General features: G+C 67.5%; 23 protein-coding genes. 15 read left to right on the top strand and 8 right to left on the bottom strand.

Annotated features, from left to right (window positions below; genetic code table 11):
- Positions 1-438 precede the first annotated feature (438 nt).
- The 3 genes from ACFUO4_RS38780 to ACFUO4_RS38770 all read left to right on the top strand — a co-directional run bounded on the left by ACFUO4_RS38780 (position 439) and on the right by ACFUO4_RS38770 (position 2,901).
- Positions 439-654, top strand: coding sequence for a hypothetical protein (locus ACFUO4_RS38780; RefSeq protein ID WP_383493953.1), 216 nt, complete (start codon positions 439-441; stop codon positions 652-654).
- On the top strand, positions 644-1,309 hold the full coding sequence (locus ACFUO4_RS38775; RefSeq protein WP_383493950.1) for a hypothetical protein: 666 nt from the start codon (positions 644-646) through the stop codon (positions 1,307-1,309). Before ACFUO4_RS38780 ends, ACFUO4_RS38775 begins: the two co-directional genes overlap by 11 nt.
- A gap of 698 nt (positions 1,310-2,007) precedes the next feature.
- On the top strand, positions 2,008-2,901 hold the full coding sequence (locus ACFUO4_RS38770; protein WP_383493947.1) for a replication-relaxation family protein: 894 nt from the start codon (positions 2,008-2,010) through the stop codon (positions 2,899-2,901).
- A 432-nt stretch (positions 2,902-3,333) separates the two neighbouring features.
- Here ACFUO4_RS38770 and ACFUO4_RS38765 read toward each other — a convergent pair whose 3' ends face one another.
- The 4 genes from ACFUO4_RS38765 to ACFUO4_RS38750 form a co-directional block, all read right to left on the bottom strand.
- On the bottom strand, positions 3,334-3,540 hold the full coding sequence (locus ACFUO4_RS38765; protein ID WP_383493989.1) for a hypothetical protein: 207 nt from the start codon (positions 3,538-3,540) through the stop codon (positions 3,334-3,336).
- Positions 3,541-3,716: 176 nt separating this feature from the next.
- On the bottom strand, positions 3,717-3,974 hold the full coding sequence (locus ACFUO4_RS38760) for a hypothetical protein (RefSeq protein WP_383493945.1): 258 nt from the start codon (positions 3,972-3,974) through the stop codon (positions 3,717-3,719).
- Between the two features lie 758 nt (positions 3,975-4,732).
- Positions 4,733-4,924 carry a hypothetical protein gene (locus ACFUO4_RS38755; protein ID WP_383493944.1) on the bottom strand — a complete coding sequence of 64 codons (192 nt, stop codon included), beginning with the start codon at positions 4,922-4,924 and terminating at the stop codon, positions 4,733-4,735.
- A complete protein-coding gene (locus ACFUO4_RS38750) occupies positions 4,921-5,274 on the bottom strand; it encodes an ATP-binding protein (protein WP_383493941.1) in 354 nt (117 codons plus the stop codon). The genes ACFUO4_RS38755 and ACFUO4_RS38750 overlap by 4 nt, the downstream gene beginning before the upstream one ends.
- A gap of 334 nt (positions 5,275-5,608) precedes the next feature.
- Between ACFUO4_RS38750 and ACFUO4_RS38745 the strand changes: the two genes are divergently transcribed.
- From ACFUO4_RS38745 to ACFUO4_RS38705, 9 genes are all read left to right on the top strand, one after another.
- Positions 5,609-6,460, top strand: coding sequence for a Scr1 family TA system antitoxin-like transcriptional regulator (locus tag ACFUO4_RS38745; protein WP_383493938.1), 852 nt, complete (start codon positions 5,609-5,611; stop codon positions 6,458-6,460).
- A 13-nt stretch (positions 6,461-6,473) separates the two neighbouring features.
- Positions 6,474-6,665 (top strand): DUF397 domain-containing protein, encoded by a 192-nt coding sequence (locus tag ACFUO4_RS38740; protein ID WP_383493986.1) that lies wholly within the window; start codon positions 6,474-6,476, stop codon positions 6,663-6,665.
- Positions 6,666-6,968: 303 nt separating this feature from the next.
- Positions 6,969-7,412: a hypothetical protein gene (locus ACFUO4_RS38735; RefSeq protein WP_383493935.1), complete on the top strand. Its 444-nt coding sequence runs from the start codon at positions 6,969-6,971 to the stop codon at positions 7,410-7,412.
- 15 nt (positions 7,413-7,427) lie between these two features.
- Positions 7,428-8,528 carry a radical SAM protein gene (locus ACFUO4_RS38730; protein ID WP_383493933.1) on the top strand — a complete coding sequence of 367 codons (1,101 nt, stop codon included), beginning with the start codon at positions 7,428-7,430 and terminating at the stop codon, positions 8,526-8,528.
- Between the two features lie 16 nt (positions 8,529-8,544).
- On the top strand, positions 8,545-8,673 hold the full coding sequence (locus ACFUO4_RS38725) for a hypothetical protein (RefSeq protein WP_383493930.1): 129 nt from the start codon (positions 8,545-8,547) through the stop codon (positions 8,671-8,673).
- An 84-nt stretch (positions 8,674-8,757) separates the two neighbouring features.
- Positions 8,758-9,558, top strand: coding sequence for an aminoglycoside phosphotransferase (locus tag ACFUO4_RS38720; protein ID WP_383493983.1), 801 nt, complete (start codon positions 8,758-8,760; stop codon positions 9,556-9,558).
- A gap of 12 nt (positions 9,559-9,570) precedes the next feature.
- A complete protein-coding gene (locus ACFUO4_RS38715; protein WP_383493927.1) occupies positions 9,571-10,011 on the top strand; it encodes a hypothetical protein in 441 nt (146 codons plus the stop codon).
- A gap of 579 nt (positions 10,012-10,590) precedes the next feature.
- Positions 10,591-10,980: a hypothetical protein gene (locus ACFUO4_RS38710; protein WP_383493980.1), complete on the top strand. Its 390-nt coding sequence runs from the start codon at positions 10,591-10,593 to the stop codon at positions 10,978-10,980.
- A gap of 8 nt (positions 10,981-10,988) precedes the next feature.
- Positions 10,989-11,660 (top strand): nucleotidyl transferase AbiEii/AbiGii toxin family protein, encoded by a 672-nt coding sequence (locus ACFUO4_RS38705; RefSeq protein WP_383493977.1) that lies wholly within the window; start codon positions 10,989-10,991, stop codon positions 11,658-11,660.
- Positions 11,661-12,262: 602 nt separating this feature from the next.
- Here ACFUO4_RS38705 and ACFUO4_RS38700 read toward each other — a convergent pair.
- The 3 genes from ACFUO4_RS38700 to ACFUO4_RS38690 form a co-directional block, all read right to left on the bottom strand.
- Entirely contained in the window at positions 12,263-12,640 is a 378-nt protein-coding gene (locus ACFUO4_RS38700) for a PIN domain-containing protein (RefSeq protein ID WP_383493924.1), read from the bottom strand.
- Entirely contained in the window at positions 12,637-12,900 is a 264-nt protein-coding gene (locus ACFUO4_RS38695) for a hypothetical protein (protein WP_383493921.1), read from the bottom strand. The genes ACFUO4_RS38700 and ACFUO4_RS38695 overlap by 4 nt, the downstream gene beginning before the upstream one ends.
- Positions 12,901-13,165: 265 nt before the next feature.
- A complete protein-coding gene (locus ACFUO4_RS38690) occupies positions 13,166-15,364 on the bottom strand; it encodes an MMPL family transporter (protein ID WP_383493918.1) in 2,199 nt (732 codons plus the stop codon).
- Between the two features lie 320 nt (positions 15,365-15,684).
- On the opposite strand from ACFUO4_RS38690, the gene ACFUO4_RS38685 reads away from it, so the two are divergent.
- The 3 genes from ACFUO4_RS38685 (at position 15,685) to ACFUO4_RS38675 (ending at position 18,345) form a co-directional block, all read left to right on the top strand.
- Positions 15,685-17,091, top strand: a complete 1,407-nt coding sequence (locus ACFUO4_RS38685) for a flavin monoamine oxidase family protein (protein WP_383493915.1) — start codon at positions 15,685-15,687, stop codon at positions 17,089-17,091.
- A 35-nt stretch (positions 17,092-17,126) separates the two neighbouring features.
- On the top strand, positions 17,127-17,612 hold the full coding sequence (locus ACFUO4_RS38680; RefSeq protein ID WP_383493912.1) for an SRPBCC family protein: 486 nt from the start codon (positions 17,127-17,129) through the stop codon (positions 17,610-17,612).
- 145 nt (positions 17,613-17,757) lie between these two features.
- Entirely contained in the window at positions 17,758-18,345 is a 588-nt protein-coding gene (locus tag ACFUO4_RS38675; protein WP_383493909.1) for a TetR/AcrR family transcriptional regulator, read from the top strand.
- Positions 18,346-18,729: 384 nt separating this feature from the next.
- Here ACFUO4_RS38675 and ACFUO4_RS38670 read toward each other — a convergent pair whose 3' ends face one another.
- Complete coding sequence (locus ACFUO4_RS38670; RefSeq protein ID WP_383493907.1) at positions 18,730-19,344, bottom strand: SigE family RNA polymerase sigma factor; 615 nt, start codon at positions 19,342-19,344, stop codon at positions 18,730-18,732.
- Positions 19,345-19,372: the final 28 nt, after the last annotated feature.

Raw genomic sequence — 19,372 nt, 5'->3', positions numbered from 1 at the left:
AGCCGGTGGCCGTTCATCTATGCGGGCACCATCCCAACGCCGGAGCAAACCCCCGGATCAGGTCGAACCCGTACACCACTTCCCTGGACGCAACCCCGTCCAGGTCCACGCGGGCGACTGCTACGCCGTGGGGGTGGCGCAGGCAGGCATCTCCGATTTGGTTCCTGGCTGTACGGGCCGGTGGCGGCGTATCTGGGCGGGGCGCCGCTTAGGGCTTTGGTCTACGGTGCCGCTTGCGGAGCTAGGGGCCGCCTTCCTGCGGATTTGCTTGAACGTCACATTGACGTGATACGTGTTCTGTTTCGGACTTGTTTGCGATGGCTCGCTGGCAGGTTGGTAAAAGATCAGCCATCCGGGGAATGTAGCTGTCAGCAATCGGTTGAGTACGCAATGCTGCGAGTGTCACGCAGCAAGCAACAACCGTCTGGGGGGTAGACGATGAGTGTGACGATCGACGAGAAGGCACTTACCGATCACGAGGACGACTACGTGATCGTCGTGTCTGACGCCGACTACAAGGCCGCGGCGCAGCGATCACTGGACGAGCTGGGCCTCACCTACGACGAGCTGCGCGAACAAGCCGAACAGGGCGACTTCACCTCGTCGCAGGCCCACGCTCTATGGGTATCGATCGGCGGCACGGTTGACCTCTGACCTGCCAGGTCAGGCCAGAAGATTCGCCAAGGAATTACAGGACACCCTCAACGGCACGATCACGCAGCATGTCCGCATTGCGGCCGTGCTGCGTCCGCGTTCTGCTGTCGGCCCTGTGTTCACCCTTGGCCACGGCCTGTCCGCCACGAATCCCACTCAGCCGAGCGCCTTCCCGCTGCGCATCGACAACAAGAAGCCACGGACTTGGATGAACCTGTCCTTTCAGGTCCGCCTGGACGATGAGGCCGAGTTCCTGACGGTGCACTCCTCGTATTGCGGGATCTTCGCCGATGAGTCGCTGGAGACATGCCTGCTTCATTGGGACTACGAGCGTGAGAAGGAGCACTACACGAGCGCTCACGTGCAGGTCTACGGCTTCTCTCCTGCGCTGGAGGCACTCAACAAGGGCGGTGACCAGAAACGGTCACTGGACAAGCTGCATATTCCAGTAGGCGGCAAACGGTTCCGGCCCTGTATCGAGGACGCGATCGAGTTCCTGATCACGGAACGGCTAGCCGATGGCCGTGACGGGTGGCAGGGGCGTGTCGAGGAGGGGCGCCAGCGCTATCGGCGGAGCCAGCTGATGGCGATGATGCGGCGCAACCCGGACGTCGTGAAGGAGTACCTGAAGAGTCTCGAAGACGCAGGTGAGTGAGCGGGCGAAGGCCCCGCCCAACCGGGCGGGGCCTTCGCTGCGACCTCGTGCCGTCGCCCTCAGGCAGCTCACCGGCACGACTGGAACACAGCCTGCAGGCGAGGCGACCGAAGCGGTCCTCACCCACGCACAAAGCCACCCTGAGTACCAGCGAGGAACCGACGCCGTCGTTGCTGCCACCGCAACCGTTCCCCGCGGTGAAACTGTCGAGCACCACTGAGCGCCGTACACAACCGGACAGAGCCGCGCGCTTGGTAGGGGGCCGGGCAGCGCCCCTGCGCCCCACGCCGGCTGCGTCCGGCGCGCGCGGAGGCCCGCCGACGCGCAACACGCAGAGGACGGCGCTCCGATCCTCCGAGGCTCACCGCCGCCCGCCCCGCCCTTCCCTGGTCCATTTCTTCCTGTCTCGTCGGGGCGTGGGGGTGTGCAGAGGGGGATGTCGGGTGGCTGACCATGCCTGGGCAGGTGGGGTGAGCTGCGGAGACTCCGTCAGGAGCCGTCAGGGTGCGGTCGGTTGCGGGTGGGGTTGTCGGCCGGGTTGTCGGCCCTGACCAGGGCCTGGTCGTGGGCACGGTTATCGCATCGTGATGCTGGTCGGGCCCTGGTGGTCGGAGTTCTGGTCGGGGGCGGCTGATGCCGTGGTCTCTCGAGGCGCGGTGCCGGGCAGGAAGGCGCCGCCGGTTGGGGGGGGCTCGCTGATGGTGGATATGGATGCCGGTGGGGGTGATCGGCTGGCGCTGGCTGTGCTGGCGCAGTATCGGATGGCGACGACGGAGCAGATGCATCTGTTGATCGCGCCAGGGGTGCGGATCGAGCGGACGCGGCGCAGGCTGGCCAAGCTGCGTCAGGAGGGGCTGGTGGACCGGATCACGTTGGCTCAGGCAGGCCGGACGCGGGTGTGGTTCGCCACCCGGTACGGGGCTGAGGTCGCTTCGGAGTGGCCGGAGCTGCGCGAGTGGCGGCCGGCCAAGCTGGGTGCGGACCGCATCGCAGCCCGGTTACGGGTCGGGCACGCGCTGAGGGTCACGGAGACCGGGCTGGCGTTTGTAGCGGATGCCCGACGCCGCGGGGACGTGTGCCGGCCGTTGGACTGGATCCCGGAGGTCTACCACCCTCTCGGGGGCGGCGAGGCCGTGATTCCGGATGCGCTGCTCTACTACCGGCACGACCACCACCGTGGTGAGGAATGGTCGATGTTGCGGGCGTTCGTGGAGGTCGACCGGGCCACCATGGGGCCCGAACGCCTCGCCGCGAAGATCCGCGCCTACGAGCGGCTGTTCACCTACGTGCCGGTGACCGTGGGACAGCCAAGAGCCGCGCGCGCCCGGCAAGAAGAAGACTGGCGGCGCCGTTACCCGGTGTTCCCGCGGCTGCTGTTCGTCCTGGACGGCACCGGCCCCGCCGGCGTGGAGAACCGCCTCACCGCCCTGACCGCCAGCGCGAGGCTGACCGGGCCTGCCTTCCGGAACGCCGTCCCCATCTACGCCGCCTCCCTCACCGACCTCCTACGCAACGGGCCCTCCGCACCCGTCTGGCGGCCCGCCACCGCCCCCGAGCACTGCGTCAGCTGGACCCACCCGGCGAGTGTTTGAACCACCCGCCCACCGCCCCGGCGAGCTGGCCGGTGGCTTAGCCTCGCCAGACCGCCACCCCGACCACGGCGCTCACCACCCGGACCACAGACCTGACCACGGCGCTCACCGCCCCGACCACAGACCTGACCATGCAGGTCACGGGCCTGCGCAATCGCCACGATCGAAAGGCTGCGCAATCGGGCGGCCATTGCGCAGCGCACAATGCCAGCGACCGCCCCTCACTGCGCAGGCTGCGCACCGCCCTGCCTCCAGCACACCCACTGCGCAGCAATCGGTGAGCAGTGCGCGGTGGGCGCAACCGCGAATGCGCAGCCACCCGAGGCCGGTTGCGCAAGTCCGGCTCCGGCATGTGCAGCCAGGTTGAAGGCAGCAGCCCCGGCAGGGCGGGCCGCCACCGCTCCCTCTCAGCAGCGCGCTGCCGCAGCGGAGTCAGACCTCGATGTAGGCCACGACGACCACCGTGCGCAGCGCGGTCACGACGTACAGGACGCGGACGTTGTCGACGTCGTCGGTGTACTCGCGCAGCTGCGGGCCGCTGGTGGTGCCGGGCAGCGGGTCGTCGATGTCGGGATCGGAGAGCACGACCAGGACGCGCTCCAAGGCGTGGAGTTCCGCCTCGTCAGTGATGGCTTCCAGCTGCTCCGGTCAGGGCGAAGAGGGCGATCAGGCGCCTGGTCTGCCTCATACCGGCATAAACGATCCTGCCTCCGGGCCGTTCACCGGACGTGCCCCCGACAAGACCAACCGCCCCACCGCCACCGGCCGGCCCGGAGTCCAGCACCGGGCGCGGCCATTGCGGATGTGATGTCGTGTCAGCGACCGAGCTGACGCCCGTGGCCGGAGTGGTCGACGACGTTGCCGTTGGAGCAGTTGTTCACATGGTCGCCCACCCAGTCACCAAGGACGGGCACGACAGCGACCTCCTGCAAACAGACTGCCGCAGCCGTGAAGTTCCAGTTGTTCGCGGCACTGATACCGCCGCCGAAGTTGGAGTCGTCGTCGGCGTGAGCCGGAGACGCCAACGCCACCACCAGGACAGGGAAGGCCACCAGGCCCAGAATCTTGCGCATGCCAGCAACGGTCCCCCGCCCCGCCAGCAAAGACACCTCCCCTCACCCCAGCGGCGGACTGTCAATCCTGGGACGGCACGCCGCAGGTGGCGAAGGTGCAACGCCGCCAGTTCCACGCCCGGAAGCGACGTCGTGCGCAGATGCGGGGGGATCGGCCCTGGGTCGACCTCGCCGGTCTCGCCCAACTCCGTTAGATGGAGCCGCACTTACCACGGCCCATCCGGAACTGATCAGCATCGTGCCCCTGTTCGTCGGCTCTGCGCCGACGAACAGGGGCCCATTTGTCGATGTCCTGGATGCCGAGAGGGGCCCCGCCGCCGGACGCGTCGAGGGCCTTCTCTGGGGGTCACCGTGCGCGTGGGCCTACGCGGCCACGAGCACGGGAGCGTGTTCCCCCCTGCCGCCAGCCGCCCCCGCGTTGGGAGACGGCATAGGGCGGCTGCGGTTGCGGGGGCGTTTTGGCTCAGATCGTGCGTGCCGCCTGCGTGGCTGGTCGGTCGGCAGGATCTCGACGCGCACCGAGTCTCGGTAGCAGTAACAGGTGTAGGTGTATCCCGGTCGGTCGGTCGGCGCGGGGGCGACAGCTCGGCGAGGACTCGGCATTGACGCATAGATCGCTAAGAGCGCGACCAGACCGAGGCAGACGGACAGGCAGACCACGCCAATCACCATGCGGTCGAGCACTTCACTGGTCATTTGGGCACCTCCTTGCTGCGGAATCGGCGCAGGGCCTCACGGACTGCGCTACGGAGTTGGCGCTAGTCACGGTTTGAAGGGGTGGGCTGGACGGCGGCGAACATCCCGACCTGCTCGGCGAGATCGACGACCAGCGTCCGCGCCTGATCGCGTTCGATCTCGACGAGCAGGCTCGCGTCGAAGTACAGCCACACGTCAGCGTCGCTCTTGTCTCCACCGATGACGGAGACGCTTATGTCCTTGGGTCTGATCACGCGACGCCCCTGCCGCCCTCGTGGAGGCGGAACCACACGGCCTTAGACGTTGGGATCAGTCCGCCGTACAGCGAGGCCCCCCACTGATCGGCGAGCTGATCAACGACAAAGAGGCCGAGGCCTCCCTCACGGTCGGTGTCGTGAGGGGGAGCGGGCAGTTCCTTCGGCAGATCGTCGTGCACCCACACGTCGACGTAACGCCGGGCAATGATCACATCGACGTGAATGAGACGTGCGGCAGTGTGGCGATAGACGTTCGTGACGATTTCGCTCGTACAGAGCTGAGCAGCCGCGGCGAGTGACCCGTGATCAGTCGTGCGGCACAGAGCCACGATCAGGTCACGAAGCACAGCCGGCGCGGTCACCGTGTTCGCTGCGGAAAGTCGATACGACTGTGTTGACGGTGGGGCTGGTGGTGCAGGAGGTGCTAAAGCGGTTCCCATTTCATCGTCTCCCAACGCGGTTGTAGCTCGCGCTGCTCGCCACCGTGGCTCGTCCGCCCCCGCGGGGCGCCGGTGGGCGCGCGTCAGCGACTGCACTGCGGATTTACTGGCGTGCTGCGCGGTGCTGCTGAAGACGGTAGCGGATGCGTCTCACATGTTGTACTCAAATGGCTAAACCGTAGAACGAGGTGGACCCTCGTTGGGACACGGTCCACACTGAGAGCCGACAGGAGGGGAGCCGATGCCACCAAGGAAGGCGCCGACCGCGCGGCAGCGCCGATTGGGTGTTGAACTGCGGAAAATCCGGGAACACGCCGGTCTCACGCTCGCCGATGCCGCGACGCAACTCGGCACCGATCGGACGAGCATCAGCAACACCGAGTCGGGCCGCTTCGGGGTGAGCGGTGAGCGCGTTCGCACCTGGGCCGCTCACTACGGCTGCCCCGACGCCGATTACGTCGAGGCCCTCGCAGCCATGGCCGAAGAACGCGGCAAGGGGTGGTGGGAGGACTACCGTGGCGAACTTTCCGCCGGCGCACTCGACCTATCCGAGCTTGAACACCACGCAACCGCACTACGGGCCGTGCAGATCATGCACATGCCCGGCCTGCTCCAGACCGAGGATTACGCCCGCGCCGTGTTCACCGAGGCGGTGCCGCCTTTGAGTGACATAGATCTGCGCCGTCGACTCTCCCACCGGTTGAAGCGTCGCGACGTCCTCGACCGGCCGAACGCCCCAACGTGCACGTTCTTGATCCACGAGGCCGCTCTGCGCATGGAATTTGGCGGTCGGAAGATCGCCCGTGCACAGCTCGACTACCTCTTGAAGGAGTCCGACCGGGACAACGTGACCGTGCGCGTCGTCCCGTTCGCCGTCGGCGGTTTCCCCAACGCCGGAAGTTCGACACTCTACGTATACGGGCCGGTTCCGCAGCTCGACACGGTCCAGACGGATACCCCACATGGCCCCGCGTTCCTTGACGCAGAGACGCGCCTCGCCAACTACCGGGCCGTTCTGGACCGAACCGAAGAGAGGTCGCTCGACGCCGTGCAGTCGCGCGAGTTTATTTACGAAATAGCACAACAAGTCTGAAGGCGTGGGAATAGTGGAAATTCAGTGGCAAAAGTCCTCGTTCTCGACGGACTCGGAGGGCAACTGCCTTGAGCTCGCAACCCAAGCTGGCGAGATTCTCGTACGCGAGAGTGACAGCCCCGATGTGATCGTCAAAACAACACAAGCAAAGCTCGCGGCGTTCCTGGCCGGCGCCAAGGCGGGAGAGTTCGACCACCTCATCTAGATCGCCCACGCTACAGAGTGACCCCTCGCCGCAGGCGGGGGGTCACTTGCGTTCGCGTATCAATGATTGACATATGCCGTATCACCTCTTATACGTCAAACCGTTGATACGGATCCGTATCTCGCGCTACCTTCCCCATGTGTCGCCGCACTGGGCCGATGCACGGCAAGACGGTGCCCAGGACGGCGGCAACTCTCCCTGTCTCTGCGCTTGTTGGGGAGAGCCCCCGAGGGGTGCCCCCTCCCGGCTTGAACGCCTTCACCGGGAGGGGAGCACCGGTGACACCGCGGCAGGAGGGCACAAATGCGCGCGCCATCCGACTCGGTCGAGCAGCACGAGGCGGAAACGCCACACGTGCCTGCCCCCACAATCCTGGTCAGACGCGCGTTCTGGTGCGAGCACAGGGTGTCCGAAGCAGACCTCAAGATCAAAGGCCACCCCGAGCGCGAGAGCGTCAGCACACCGGGCGAGGCCATTCGCAAGATCCGGATGAGCGTCCGCAGACTGGCGCCCACCCTCCCGTCATTCGAGCAAGAGCGCGCCCTCAACTGGACCGACAGTGGCGGGTGTTTGCAGGCAACCGGCGCTCTCCACCGTGGCGAACCCTGCGGATCCTCGATCAGCAGCCACGGCACTTGGTACGAGTGGACGGTTCGGCCTTTCGATCAATTCCTCGTGCCCGCCGAGCTGTTGCTGCCACTCGTTCCGGTCCACTCGGCGCCGCGCCCCCGCTACGCCTCGCACTGAGTTGCTGGAGACCGGATGCCTGACTTGATCGTCACCCCCTTCCTGGACGACTACTTGATACTCCGACCGGGAAGCGCCGCCGGGTTGAAGATCCCGGCGCACAGGTACCTCGAACTGCGCACCGCGGCATCGGACATGACGATGCCCTCGTGGCTGGCCAGCCGCGTTCAGCGCACATGGGGACTCGACATCAGCCATCGCCGGCCCGACGAGGCTCTGCTGATTCGTGACCCGTCCCCGTACGGCCACGGTCGTGCGTCGTACGAGGTCAACAACGGGTGCAACTGGAACTGTGACCACTGCGTTTACGGCGACAAGGTGCACGAGGGTCTCGCATGGGAACCCCGCGAGCGTCTCCTGCACATCCTGCGCGACGCCGGAGTCGTGTGGCTCGAACTCGGCGGCGGCGAGTGCACAATCGACCGGCATTTCCCGGAGACGTACGCACTCGCGTACAACCTCGGAATGATGGTCGAGATCCTGACGAACGGGTCCACCCTGCACCGCCCGAGCATGCTCGAACTGCTCACCACGCGCCGCCCGTACCGGGTAACGCTCAGCGTGTACGGCGCCACAGCAGAGACGTTCGACGGATTCACGCAACGTCGCGGCGCGTTCGACCACTTCCTGCGTGGCCTCGCCGCCGCCAGCGAGGCCGGACTGCCTCTGTCCTTAAGCGTGATCATCACGCGTAAGAATGTCCACGAGATCAATGCCATGCGGACGCTCGCCCACCGCTACGCCTCACGGGTCCGTGAGTACGGCAACATGTCGCCCACTTTCGACGGCGGCGCCGACCCCCTCGACGAGCAGGCCCCCGACTACATCCGCAACGAAACCCCCTTCACCGGATGCGACGCCGGCCACACGTCCTTGAACGTGAATCCCTTCGGCCTGGCGACCGTCTGCAAAGTCTCCCGTGACCACCCGATACCACTGCTCACAGCGGGTGTCGCGGGATTGGCGCGGCTCGGTGGCATCGCCGACCGTGTACTTCAGCGTCAGGGCGCATGCACCGGTTGCGCGCTTCAGAAGAAGTGCACCAAGTGCATGCCGCTCGTGAAGATGTACCGCCGCGCCGACGCACCTCTGAACCGCTACTGCCAGCACGCTTGAGAGAGGAAGTACGCGCATGACCGCAACCGCTGTAGAGATCACCGTACGGCCGGACGTCGAGGTCGAGGTCGAGGTCGTCGACCTCGACGCCGTCGCCGGCGGCGACGTCATGAGGGGCTGCGGAGACGACAACCCGTACAACTGATCCCCTCCACCACGAGGCCGCCCGCCCCGCGCGGGCGGCCTCGTCCGCCCTGACCGAGCCCCTACACTCCCCGCCGTGGTGACCATGAGACTGCAATGGGAAGACCTACCCACCGCCACCCGTGAGGCCGTCGAGACCCGCACCGGCCCTATCTACGCAGCAGTGACCGCCGACAAGGGATTGAACAGCGAGATCGCCACCACCCTCGACACGCGCGCCGGCCGCATCTTCGTCAAGGGGATGAACACCGACCACCCTCGCGTATGGACGCAGAACCGCGAGGCCACGATCAACCCGCACGTGGCCCCTCTCGCACCCCGCCTACTCTGGCGGATCAACGACGGAACCTGGGACCTGCTCGGGTTCGAGTACCTCAACGGTCGCTCCGCGGACTACCGCCCGCACTCCGACGACCTGCCGCTCGTCGCCGAGGCGATCATCACGCTTTCTGGTGTCCGGGCCCCGGGCGACCTGGAACTCAAGCACATCGAGCAGCGTCTGGCCGACTACATCGACAAGCCCGACGACGCCGAGCTGCTGCGCGGCGAGACCCTGCTGCACACCGATTGGCACCCAGACAACGTCCTGATCGTCGACAACGCCGCCCGCGTCGTCGACTGGGCATGGCCGACGCGCGGCGCGGCATGGATCGACGCCGCTTGCTGGGTCGTCTGGCTCACCTCCGCCGGCCACACCCCGGCAGAGGCCGAGCAGTGGGCCGCCAAGACCCCCGCCTGGTCAACCGCCCCCCGGCGTGCCCTCGACATCTTCGCGACCGCCCAAAAGCGACTCTGGGCCGGTATCGCCACCGACGCCCCCGCCGTCGCATGGATTCAAGACCTCGCCGCCGCAGCCGCCCAATGGGCCGCCTACCGCCGAGCTTGACGAGGGGCACCCATGACGGACCCGCTCATTCACACACACGAGACACTCACCGCCCGCGACGGAGCGCCGGTCGAGATCGACACGGAGATGGTTCCGGTCGTCCGTGAACTCTGGCGCCTCAACTACACAACGCTCGCTTGCTGCCAAGACGTGGGCGAGGCGACGGCCGGCGTTCGAGAGCAGGCAGCGAAGCCTCTCGGCTACGGGGCCGACGGGTTCATCGCGTATCACCGAGGTTGGGCCCTGCTCAAGCTCCCGTTCCTCGACGCCATGCGCCTTGTCGCCGTGCTCTCCCGAGAACCAGCCTTCGCCGATCGAGTCCGGCACCGATGGCGCCCCGGCTCATGGCGTATGAACGTCCCGCTCGTTCCGGAAGGACTCGACGAGGCGGCCCTGCTGCACTTCCCCCGCGAACAGCTCCTCGAACTTGTCGAGGTTCTCGAACAGCAATAGCGCGACAGCTCAGGTACCCGCTCGCTTCCTCGGATAGGGCGGGGCACACCGCAGATGCCGCAAGTGCGGCTATATAAAATGCGGTATGAAACTTGGACGTTTGCGTGCCGATTGAACACTTATTTGCACCTCAGCGAGAGGGTCCTCTACCGTTCATCTCATAACTCCATAGCTAACACCCAACGGGCATCCTTCCCCTGCGCCGTCTCCGGCTATGAGGCCGGGGGCAAACCCCAAAAGTCCAGCTCAGCTGGCACCGGAAGGATGGACGATGGGTATGGATTGCAATCGTTGTGAGTGCCCGCGATGCCAAAGGCGACGACGCCTAGGACGGGCAGCCGCAGCCGTACGGCTGGCTCTTTTGATTGCACAGGTCGTGTGGTGGCTCCTCAGCCTCTGACGACAAACCTGGCGTTCGCCTGTTAGCGGCAAACGTTTTTTCATTTTTTTGTTGACTATTTTGTCATGAACCTGCCATTATCCGCCCGAGCCAACCAGGCCGGCTGGCCAGCCGTCCAGTGGGGCAGCGGCAGCCTCGTACGGCTCATGGTCCGCCCCGCCCGCCGCCATAATGGCGACATGGCAGACCGTGCCCACTCCCCCGCCTTCAGGGCCGATCCTGCGGGAGCGTACGCAGAAGACCTTTCGCTGTACCGGCAGAAGTTCCAGCAGCGCCTGCCTGCATCTTTGGACGAGTTGCAGGGCCCGGTACAGGGAGTCGTGGAGCTTCCGCTGCATGTGGCGTGGTCCGGGTTGACCGCCTACGACCTGGACCAGCCCCGTCAGCGCATGGGGCTGTACCGGACCGTGCTGCACGAAGGCCTGCGCGAGGACCTGACCTCCCTTCTGAATCACGATGTTCTGCTGGAGCTGTGGCCCACGCTGCGTCGTCTGGTCGGCCGTACGGTGCGCACCGTGTGGGAAGAAGCCTTCCCTCAGCTGGCCGCCCGCGGCCGGGCGGCTGCGTGAGCCAGGACATGCCGGAGCTGCACGCGCGGCTTCTGGCAGACGTGATCACCCTGGGCTCTCCCTACCCGCTCGTGTTGACCGGCGGCTACGCGGTGCGCGCACACCGCCTGGTCAGCCGTCCCAGTCAGGACCTCGACGTCGCCACCGAGAATCCCGCTCCCATGGCGGACATCGCTGCCGCCCTCCGCAGCGGCCTTCAGGAGCGCGGCTGGCAGGTGCAGTCCCTGGAAACAGCCCCGCTGTCCGCTCGCTTCACCGTGCGCGACCCGGATACCGACCAGGAGGTGGAGGTCGACATCCTCAAGGAGATCTTCTGGCGTCCCGTCGTCGACAGCCCGTACGGGCCCGTACTCGCAGAAGAAGACGTGATCGGCACGAAGGTGCGCGCTCTGGGGGACAGGGGCGCGCCCCGGGACCTGATCGACGTGTTCGCGGCCTCCCGGCGCTGGAGCACAGCCGACCTCGAGGAATTCGGGCGGCGCCACGCCCGGGGGCGTTTCGAACGAGAAGATCTCCAGGCCAACCTCGCAGGCGCCGAGTGGACCGATGACGAGGCCTTCGCCGCCTACGGCCTCGACGCATCCGCTATCACCGCCCTGCGCGCCTGGGCGGTGCAATGGGCCGACGACCTCGCCGGTCGGCTTTTCGAAGAAGACCAGTCCCACCACGACCAGGAATGACTGAACGGCCGCCTGATCCTTTCGAGTAGGTGGGTTGTGGCGTAGGTGCAGGTGGTGCTAGCGGCCGTCGCTGTCGGGGGTGAGGCCCGGCCGGGACGACGCGCTGCGGCCCCGGCCTGGCCGAGCCCGGCTGCGCAACCTGACTGCGCACCATCGCGCAGACTCGATGCGCAACGCGGGCTGCGCACCCGTGAAGGGTGCGCAACGGCGCGGCCGTGTCGTTGCGCAGCGCCGGACGGCCTCGTTGGAAGGGCCGCGTGCGCAAGACCGCGCAGCCTGGTGCGCATGCCTCTGTCGAACCTCCGACTGCGGACACCGACGTCGGTGCCGTTTCGCGCTTGCGCAGCGTTCGTTGCGCAAGCGTGCAACCGTGACCGCTCATGCGTCGCGCAGCCGCCCGTGGTCGGGGTGACCAGCGGGTGACCAAGCCGTTTGTGTCCTCATCGTGACCGTGGTCGGCCTGACCTGGTCGATGGTCTGGTCAGGGCCGGTGGCAGGGCGCATAGCGGCGATGCAGTGCCTGGTGTGCTTGGCGCGCCTCGCACGGCCGGGTGAGTGCTGCGCAGGGCTGCGACCACGGGCCTTCGGTGAAGCCGCGTTCCCTAGGGGTTCAGGGGATTGAGTGGGGTGACGCCAGTGCCGGCGTACAGGTCGGAATCCAGGGACAGCAGTGTCGTGTCGTCGCCGCTTTGCTGGGCCACGAGCACGGCGGCGGCTGGGTGCAGGATCCGCCAGTCCGCCTGCCGCCATGTCCCGGCCACCAAGGCGTGGGCGTGGGTGAAGTCGGCCACGGTGGTGAAGCGGCGGCTGAGGATGTGCTGGCCTGCGCCGGGCTTCTCGCGCTCGGCGACCGTGGCGGACAGGGCCGGGATGACGATCTCGGCGTAGCCGTAACTGGCCTCGACGTACAGGCCGTTGAGGAATTCGTCGCCCTCCGCCAAGGCCCTGATGCAGGTGTGGTCGAGCAGGACCCGGATCACGCGGCGCGGTGCTCCCGTCCGAGGCGCTGCAGGAAGGCGCGAGCCCGGGTCCGTGCCTCGTCGGAGACGATGACGCCCGTTGTCTGCCGGATCTCCTCAAGCGCCTGTTGCGCGCGCTGTTCCTTTTCTTCCTCGGTGAGCTCTCGCTTGACGAGCGTCTCCAGGAGATCGTTCATGGTGGTACCGCGCTCATCGGCCAGCGTCCGCAGGCGGTCGCGTACGGCCTTTGTGGTTTTGATGCTGGTGTCCTGATCACCCATGACGGCATTCTACTCTTGGTAGAACGCGGCGCCCTCCTCGGTGGCGTGACCGGCGGGACCGTCTGACACACCGAGCTGGGCGAAGGCGCCGTCCATCCGACGGCCCGTTCGTCATGCGCCAGGGCCAAGCTGATGGGGCTCATTGAGCTTCTTCCTACACGTCGACGGCAGGCCCCTTGGCAAAGGCGAGGCCCTGGCTCGGAGGTGGTGGTTGCTCCGGGCCAGGGCTCTCGTCGGCGGAGGGTCCGCCGGGTGTGCAGGTGGGTCAGGAGACTCGCTCGGGCTTCTTGTGCTGCGGCTGTGGGGTCTTCTGGAGGCGTGTGCCTTCTACGTCGAGGTCGGGCAGGGTGCGGTCGAGCCAGGTGGGGAGCCACCAGGCGTGGCGGTCGGCGAGGGCGAGGACTGCGGGGACGAGGGTCAGGCGGACGGCGAAGGCGTCGATGACGACGCCGACCGCGAGGGCGAAGGCGATGGGCTTGATCAGGGCGTCGTCGAGGGGGAAGAACCCGGCGAAGACGGTGAACATGATCAGGGCGGCAGCGGTGACGACTCGGACGCTGTGCCGTGCGCCGTCGGTCACCGACCTGCGGGCCATGCCGGTGTGGACCCACTCCTCGCGCATTCCGGAGACGAGGAACACCTCGTAGTCCATGGCGAGTCCGAAGAGTACGCCGATCAGGATGATCGGCAGGAAGCTGACGACGGGGCCGGTGTGGGCGAGGCCGAGGGTGTCCGCCAGCCAGCCCCACTGGAACAGGGCGACGACCATGCCGAGCGAGGCTGCCACCGAGAGGAGGAATCCGACGGCTGCTTTGAGCGGGACGATCAGTGAGCGGAAGACCATGGTCAGCAGGATCAGGCTCAGGCCGACGACGATGGCGATGAACGGCAGCAGGGAGTCGCTGAGGCGGTTGGAGACGTCGATGTTGACGGCGGTGGTGCCGGTGACGGCGATCGTCGCTCCGGTTGTCTCGTGGATGTCCGGGGCGGCGGCGCGGATGTCGCGGACGAGTTGGCCGGTGCGGGTGCTGTCGGGGCCGGTCTTCGGGATGACCTGGATGACGGTCTGGGTGGGGTCGTGGGTGGGGGTGGGGGGCAGGACTGTCTTGATCCCCTTGAGGTTTCGGAGCTTCTGCGCGGCTTGAGCTGCTGCGCGCGTGCCCGAGCCCTTGTCGGTTTCGGTCAGGACGAGGAGTGGGCCGTTGAAGCCGGGGCCGAACTTGTCGTTGACGGTGTCGTACGCCTTGCGTTCGGTGGAGGTGACCGGGGCCGAGCCGTTGTCCGGCAGGGCGAGGCGCAGGTCCGTCGCGGGGAGCGCCAGGGCGACGAGGATGCCGGCGACGGCCAGGACGGTGAGCAGGGGCTTGGCGACGACGGTCCTGATCCAGCGGGCGCCCAGGGTCGCCCGGCCGGCGGATCCGTCGGGGTCGGTGGCCCGCTCGGCCTCCTTGCTGCCGGGCTTCGGGGTCAGCCGGGTGCCGGCGAATCCGGCGAGGGCCGGGAGCAGGGTGATCGCGGCCAAGACCGCGACGAGGACGGCTCCGGCGGCGCCGAGGCCCATTACCGTCAGGAACGGGATGCCGATGACGGTGAGTGCGGCCAGGGCGATGATCACGGTGCTGCCGGCGAAGACGACCGCGCTGCCGGCGGTGCCGTTGGCCAGGGCGATGGACTCCTGAGGGTCGGTTCCGCAGGCGAGTTGCTGGCGGTGGCGGGTCAGGATGAACAGGCTGTAGTCGATGCCCACGGCCAGCCCCAGCATCAGCGCGAGTGTGATGGCGGTGGAGGAAATGCTGAACGCCGGGGTGAGGGCGAGCAGTCCGGCGAGTCCCACGGCCACGCCGAGCAGGGCGGGCAGCAGTGACATGCCTGCGGCGAGCAGGGAGCCGAAGGTGACGACGAGGACGAGTACGGCTACGGCGACGCCGATGATCTCGGACGGGCCTATGTGCACGCCGTTGCTGCCGTAGGCACTGCCGCCGACCGCAGTCTTGAGCCCGCTCTTCTCGGCTCCCTCGGCCGCCTTCTCGATCGCGTCCAGGGATGAGGGGTGTACTTCGGCTCGCTGGACTGAGTACTGCACCTGCACGATCGCCGTGCTCCGGTCGGCGGAGACAGCTCCGGACTGGCTCGGGCCCATGACGGCTTTGACCTGGGGTGCTTTCGCGGCTGCCTTCTCGGTTCCGGCGATGGCCGCGGTGTAGGGGGCCTCGGTGATGTGGTGGCCCTCGGGTGCGGTGAAGACGATCTGGGCGCCCGCTCCGGAGGCTTCGGGCAGCGTCTTGCCGAGTGTGTCCAGGGCGCGCTGCGACTCGGTACCGGGCACGGTGAAGCGGTCGTCGAGCTTGCCGCCGAAGACGCCGGCGCACGTGATGAGCGCGGCCAGGACCACGAGCCAGATACCGAGGACCAGCTTGCGATGGCGGTAGGCGCTGCGGCCCAGCCGATGGAGCAGGACTGCCATGGCGAACTCCCAAGGTCGGTAAGGGATTTGCCGACGTCGTGTTGCGGACGCGGGACGAACGGCGGAGTGGGGCGGCCCGTGCCGTCGGGCGGTTGCGGGCATGAGGCGTGCCGGTGCCCTTGACGGCATCCGGGCTGCTTCGAGGGTCGACTTTATCACTCGCTCAAGTCGAGCGATCAAATCTTGCGACTAAATCAGTTAACTTGAACTAACGACATTGTCGACCGACCATGTCGTCTGTATGGTGATGGCCACCGGAGCTCACCGCTCCGGGAAGAGCCAGGTCATGGGTGGCCTGTGCCCCAGGACAAGGAGTGATCATGAGCAGCACGCAGAACAGGGACATCGCCGCGGCGCGCCACGCCCACAGGGCGGATGTGGTGGTGATCGGTGCGGGGCTGGCCGGTCTGACCGCGGCACGGGAGCTCGTCGCGGCGGGCAAGTCCGTGGCCGTACTGGAAGCCCGTGACCGGGTCGGCGGCCGGCTGCTCAACCACGACCTCGGCGACGGTCAAGTGACCGAGATCGGCGGGCAGTTCGTGGGCCCCACCCAGGACCACATCCTGGCGCTGGCCAAGGAGGTCGGCGTGGCCACCTACCAGGCCGCCGTCCCCGGCGAGACCGTCTACGTGCACGACGGCAAGGCCAAGCGGTTCACGGGGGACACCCCTCCGGACCTGTTCGCGCTGCCGGACATGGGGATCGCCCTGGCCCGCGTCGGCCACGCTGCGGCCAAGGTGGACCCGGCCGCCCCCTGGAAGGCCCCGAACGCCCGTGAACTGGACGGCATGACCTACGAGACGTGGCTGCGCAAGGCCGAGATCACCGGCGACGCCGTCGACATGATCAGCCTGTTCCTGAACTCCGCCTACGGCGGCGAGGCCCGCGACGCCTCCGCCCTGTTCAGCCTCTGGTACGTCTCGACGTTCGGCAACGAGACCAACCCCGGCACCATGGAGCGCGGCACCGGCACCACCGGAGGCGCCCAGGACAGCCGCTTCGTCGGCGGCTCACAGCTCGTCGCCCAGCGCCTCGCCGAAGAACTCGACGGCCGCGTCCACCTGTCGGCGCCGGTGCGACGCATCAGCCAGGACTCCACCGGTGTCACCGTGGTCTCCGACGCCGGTGACTGGCGGGCCGACCGCGTGATCGTCGCCGTACCGCCGCTGGTGGCCTCGCGGATCATGTGGGACCCGCTGCTGCCCGCCCAGCAGGACCAGCTCTTCCAGCGGCTGCCGTTCGGCACCCTCATGAAGTGTGTCGCCGTCTACGACAAGCCGTTCTGGCGGCAGGACGGGCTCTCCGGCATGGGGCTGCTGCGCGGCGGCTCCCCCATCCGCGAGATGTTCGACAACACCCCGCCCGACGGCGGACCGGGCGTCCTGATGGGCTTCCTCGGCGGCAAGGAATGGCGCAAGTGGGCCCACCGCCCGGCCGCCGAGCGCCGGGGCGCCGTCCTGCGCTGCTTCGCCCAGGTCGTCGGGGACCGCGCCTTCGACACCGTCGACTACGTCGAGCAGGACTGGACCGCCGAGCAGTGGACACAGGGCGGCCCCACCTCCGTCGCCGCCCCCGGCGTGCTCACCGACTTCGGCCAGTGGATGGGCCGCCCCCACGGCCGCGTGCACTGGGCGGGCGCCGAGTTCTCCCCGTACTGGAACGGCTATATGGACGGCGCGGTCCGCTCCGGCAGGCACACCGCCACCGAACTCCTCCACCAGAACTGAGCGCGAGAAGCACCGACCAGCAAGGGAACCCTGCCATGAACCGTTTCGTCGTCGCCGAGACCGCCGTCATCGACGCCCCCCTCGGGCGGGTCTGGGACGTCATCTCCCGCACCGACCGGTACGCCGAGTGGGTCGCCGGAGCCATCGAGGTCACCGACCACCACGGAATCGCCGAGGTCGGCAAGACGTACGCCGAGCGCAACCGCACCCTCGGTCCGCTGCGGGCCCGCTCTGTGTGGACCGTCAAGGAGATCGAGCCCTTCAAGCGCCGCGTCGACACCGGCACCGGATTCACCCCGCTCCAGGACGTCACCAACATCTTCGAGTTCCGCCCGGTCCAGAGCGCCGACGGCCGGGAGGCGACGGAGATGCTCTACCAGGTCGAGTACACCATCGGCCTCGGCCCGCTGGGCCTGCTCCTCGACTCCATACAGCAGCCCGCGATGCGCGCCGGCATGCGCACCTCCATGGCCAACCTCAACACCCTGCTCCGTTCCGAGGCGTCGAGGACCGCTCTCTGACGGGCGGCGCATGCTCCTGGGCCGACGGCCGGTCCACCCGTGGGACGGCTGTCCGGACGGCTGCCGGCCCAGGAGCGGCCGTCATCATGTACCGGTGATTTGTCGAGCGACCTGTTCGACAGACTGAGTCGCATAGGATCGCGTCATGGCTCACGTATCCGCGGCAGAGCGCCGCCCTCAACTGATCAAGGCGGCCATCGGCCTCATGGCCAGGGAGGGCGTCGCCGCCGGCAGCACCCGTGCCATCGCCGCCGAGCTCGGCGTGGCACAGGCGACCGTGCACTACACCTTCGGCACGAAGGAGGAGCTGTACCGGGCCGTCATGGAACAACTCACGCACGACCTCATCGACCAGGTGTCACAGGCCGCACCCACGGACGCGAGCTTCGAGGACACCATCACCACGCTCGCCGAGGCACTCTGGCACACCGTGCTCGAACAGCCCGCCTCGCACCAGCTGCTCACCGAGCTGAGCATGTTCGCCCTGCGCACGCCGCACCTGAAGGAAGCTCTTCAGAACCACTACAGCGAAGTCCTGGCGGTAACGACGAAGCTGGTCGAACAGGCCGCCGAACGCACCGGTCACCGGCTCGGGCAGCCCGCCGAGACGATCGCGAGGTTCTTCCTGGCCGGTTTCGACGGGCTGACGATGCAGCATCTCTCCCTGCCGGACGAGGAAGCCGAGAGCGCCTGCCTGCGATCCTTGGTCTCGGCCGTCCTGGCCATGGCCTGAGGTCGCTTCAGGATCGGTCATGGTTTCGCCGAGGTGGCGGGCGAAGCCGGGGCCTGAGACGTGGGCGGGCTCACGGCGGGAGGGGCCGGGCCGTCCGAGGCGCCGGTCGTGAGGACGAGCAACAGCAGTGCGCAGGCAGCGGCGACGGCCAGGCCGGACCATACGAGGACGGTCCGGCGAGAGGCACTGAAGAGCCTCCGGGGCCTGATGGGAGGGGCCGCGGGCCGCAGGTGTTCCCAGTCGGCGCTGTTTGCCCGGGCTTGAAGGGCGTCACGCAGTCGTTGTTCGATCGCCTCGCGGTGGGTCCGGCCGCTGCTCATCGGGGGATCTCCGCGAGCCGCCGGCAGAGCGAAGGACGGGAGTGCGACTGAGAGGGGTGCTCGGTCATCGAGGTATCTCCAGTTGTCTGCCGAGAGCGTCCAGGGCGCGGCTGGCGGTTGATTTGACCGTCCCGCGGGAGATTCCGAGAGTGTCGGCGATCTGGGCTTCGGTGAGGTCCGACCAGTAGCGCAGGACCAACACCTCACGCTGCCGGCGGGTGAGACGCTGCAGTGCGTCGATCACCTCTTGATGGGTCTCGGCGAGGAGCACGCTCTTGTCGGCGGACGGGACGTGGCGTGCACGCTCAGGAATGTAGGCACGTGCCGTACGGCGTCGGCGCAGAACCGAGCGGGCCGTGTTGACCACACAGGTGCGCAGGTACGCCTCGGGGTCGTCCAGGTCCGCAAGCCGACGGCCATGGCGGCGCAGGAGCGCTGCGAACGCGTCCTGCACGACGTCCTCCGCGGTGGGAAGGTCGTCCACCAGAAGCAGGGCCAGCCGCACCAGTTCCAGCCGGCGATGGTGGTAGAGCTCGCTGAAGCCGTGGTCGTCCCCGGTTGTCGCCGTGCCGATGGGCACGGCTTTGAGCAGCTTCCTGCCGCCTTCCTGACGACTCGTCGGTGAACGCAGAGCGCGTCCGTCCTGCTGTCGGCGTCTCAGATCCAGTCGGCTGGACATGCTCCGCCACCAGGTCACCGGCGTTGCG

This window comes from Streptomyces sp. NPDC057280 (genome assembly GCF_042668605.1).
Taxonomy (GTDB): Bacteria; Actinomycetota; Actinomycetes; order Streptomycetales; family Streptomycetaceae; genus Streptomyces.
The sequence above is the reverse complement of the archived record's forward strand: the minus strand, read 5'-3'. Positions and strand labels throughout refer to the sequence as shown.

Bases quoted from the DNA above. Each gene is read 5' to 3' on its own strand.
- ACFUO4_RS38780 (WP_383493953.1), top strand. From the start codon at position 439: ATGAGTGTGACGATCGACGAGAAGGCACTTACCGATCACGAGGACGAC.
- ACFUO4_RS38770 (WP_383493947.1), top strand. From the start codon at position 2,008: ATGGTGGATATGGATGCCGGTGGGGGTGATCGGCTGGCGCTGGCTGTG.
- ACFUO4_RS38760 (WP_383493945.1), bottom strand. From the start codon at position 3,974: ATGCGCAAGATTCTGGGCCTGGTGGCCTTCCCTGTCCTGGTGGTGGCG.
- ACFUO4_RS38745 (WP_383493938.1), top strand. From the start codon at position 5,609: ATGCCACCAAGGAAGGCGCCGACCGCGCGGCAGCGCCGATTGGGTGTT.
- ACFUO4_RS38735 (WP_383493935.1), top strand. From the start codon at position 6,969: ATGCGCGCGCCATCCGACTCGGTCGAGCAGCACGAGGCGGAAACGCCA.
- ACFUO4_RS38730 (WP_383493933.1), top strand. From the start codon at position 7,428: ATGCCTGACTTGATCGTCACCCCCTTCCTGGACGACTACTTGATACTC.
- ACFUO4_RS38725 (WP_383493930.1), top strand. From the start codon at position 8,545: ATGACCGCAACCGCTGTAGAGATCACCGTACGGCCGGACGTCGAGGTC.
- ACFUO4_RS38720 (WP_383493983.1), top strand. From the start codon at position 8,758: ATGAGACTGCAATGGGAAGACCTACCCACCGCCACCCGTGAGGCCGTC.
- ACFUO4_RS38715 (WP_383493927.1), top strand. From the start codon at position 9,571: ATGACGGACCCGCTCATTCACACACACGAGACACTCACCGCCCGCGAC.
- ACFUO4_RS38710 (WP_383493980.1), top strand. From the start codon at position 10,591: ATGGCAGACCGTGCCCACTCCCCCGCCTTCAGGGCCGATCCTGCGGGA.
- ACFUO4_RS38705 (WP_383493977.1), top strand. From the start codon at position 10,989: ATGCCGGAGCTGCACGCGCGGCTTCTGGCAGACGTGATCACCCTGGGC.
- ACFUO4_RS38695 (WP_383493921.1), bottom strand. From the start codon at position 12,900: ATGGGTGATCAGGACACCAGCATCAAAACCACAAAGGCCGTACGCGAC.
- ACFUO4_RS38690 (WP_383493918.1), bottom strand. From the start codon at position 15,364: ATGGCAGTCCTGCTCCATCGGCTGGGCCGCAGCGCCTACCGCCATCGC.
- ACFUO4_RS38685 (WP_383493915.1), top strand. From the start codon at position 15,685: ATGAGCAGCACGCAGAACAGGGACATCGCCGCGGCGCGCCACGCCCAC.
- ACFUO4_RS38680 (WP_383493912.1), top strand. From the start codon at position 17,127: ATGAACCGTTTCGTCGTCGCCGAGACCGCCGTCATCGACGCCCCCCTC.
- ACFUO4_RS38675 (WP_383493909.1), top strand. From the start codon at position 17,758: ATGGCTCACGTATCCGCGGCAGAGCGCCGCCCTCAACTGATCAAGGCG.
- ACFUO4_RS38670 (WP_383493907.1), bottom strand. From the start codon at position 19,344: ATGTCCAGCCGACTGGATCTGAGACGCCGACAGCAGGACGGACGCGCT.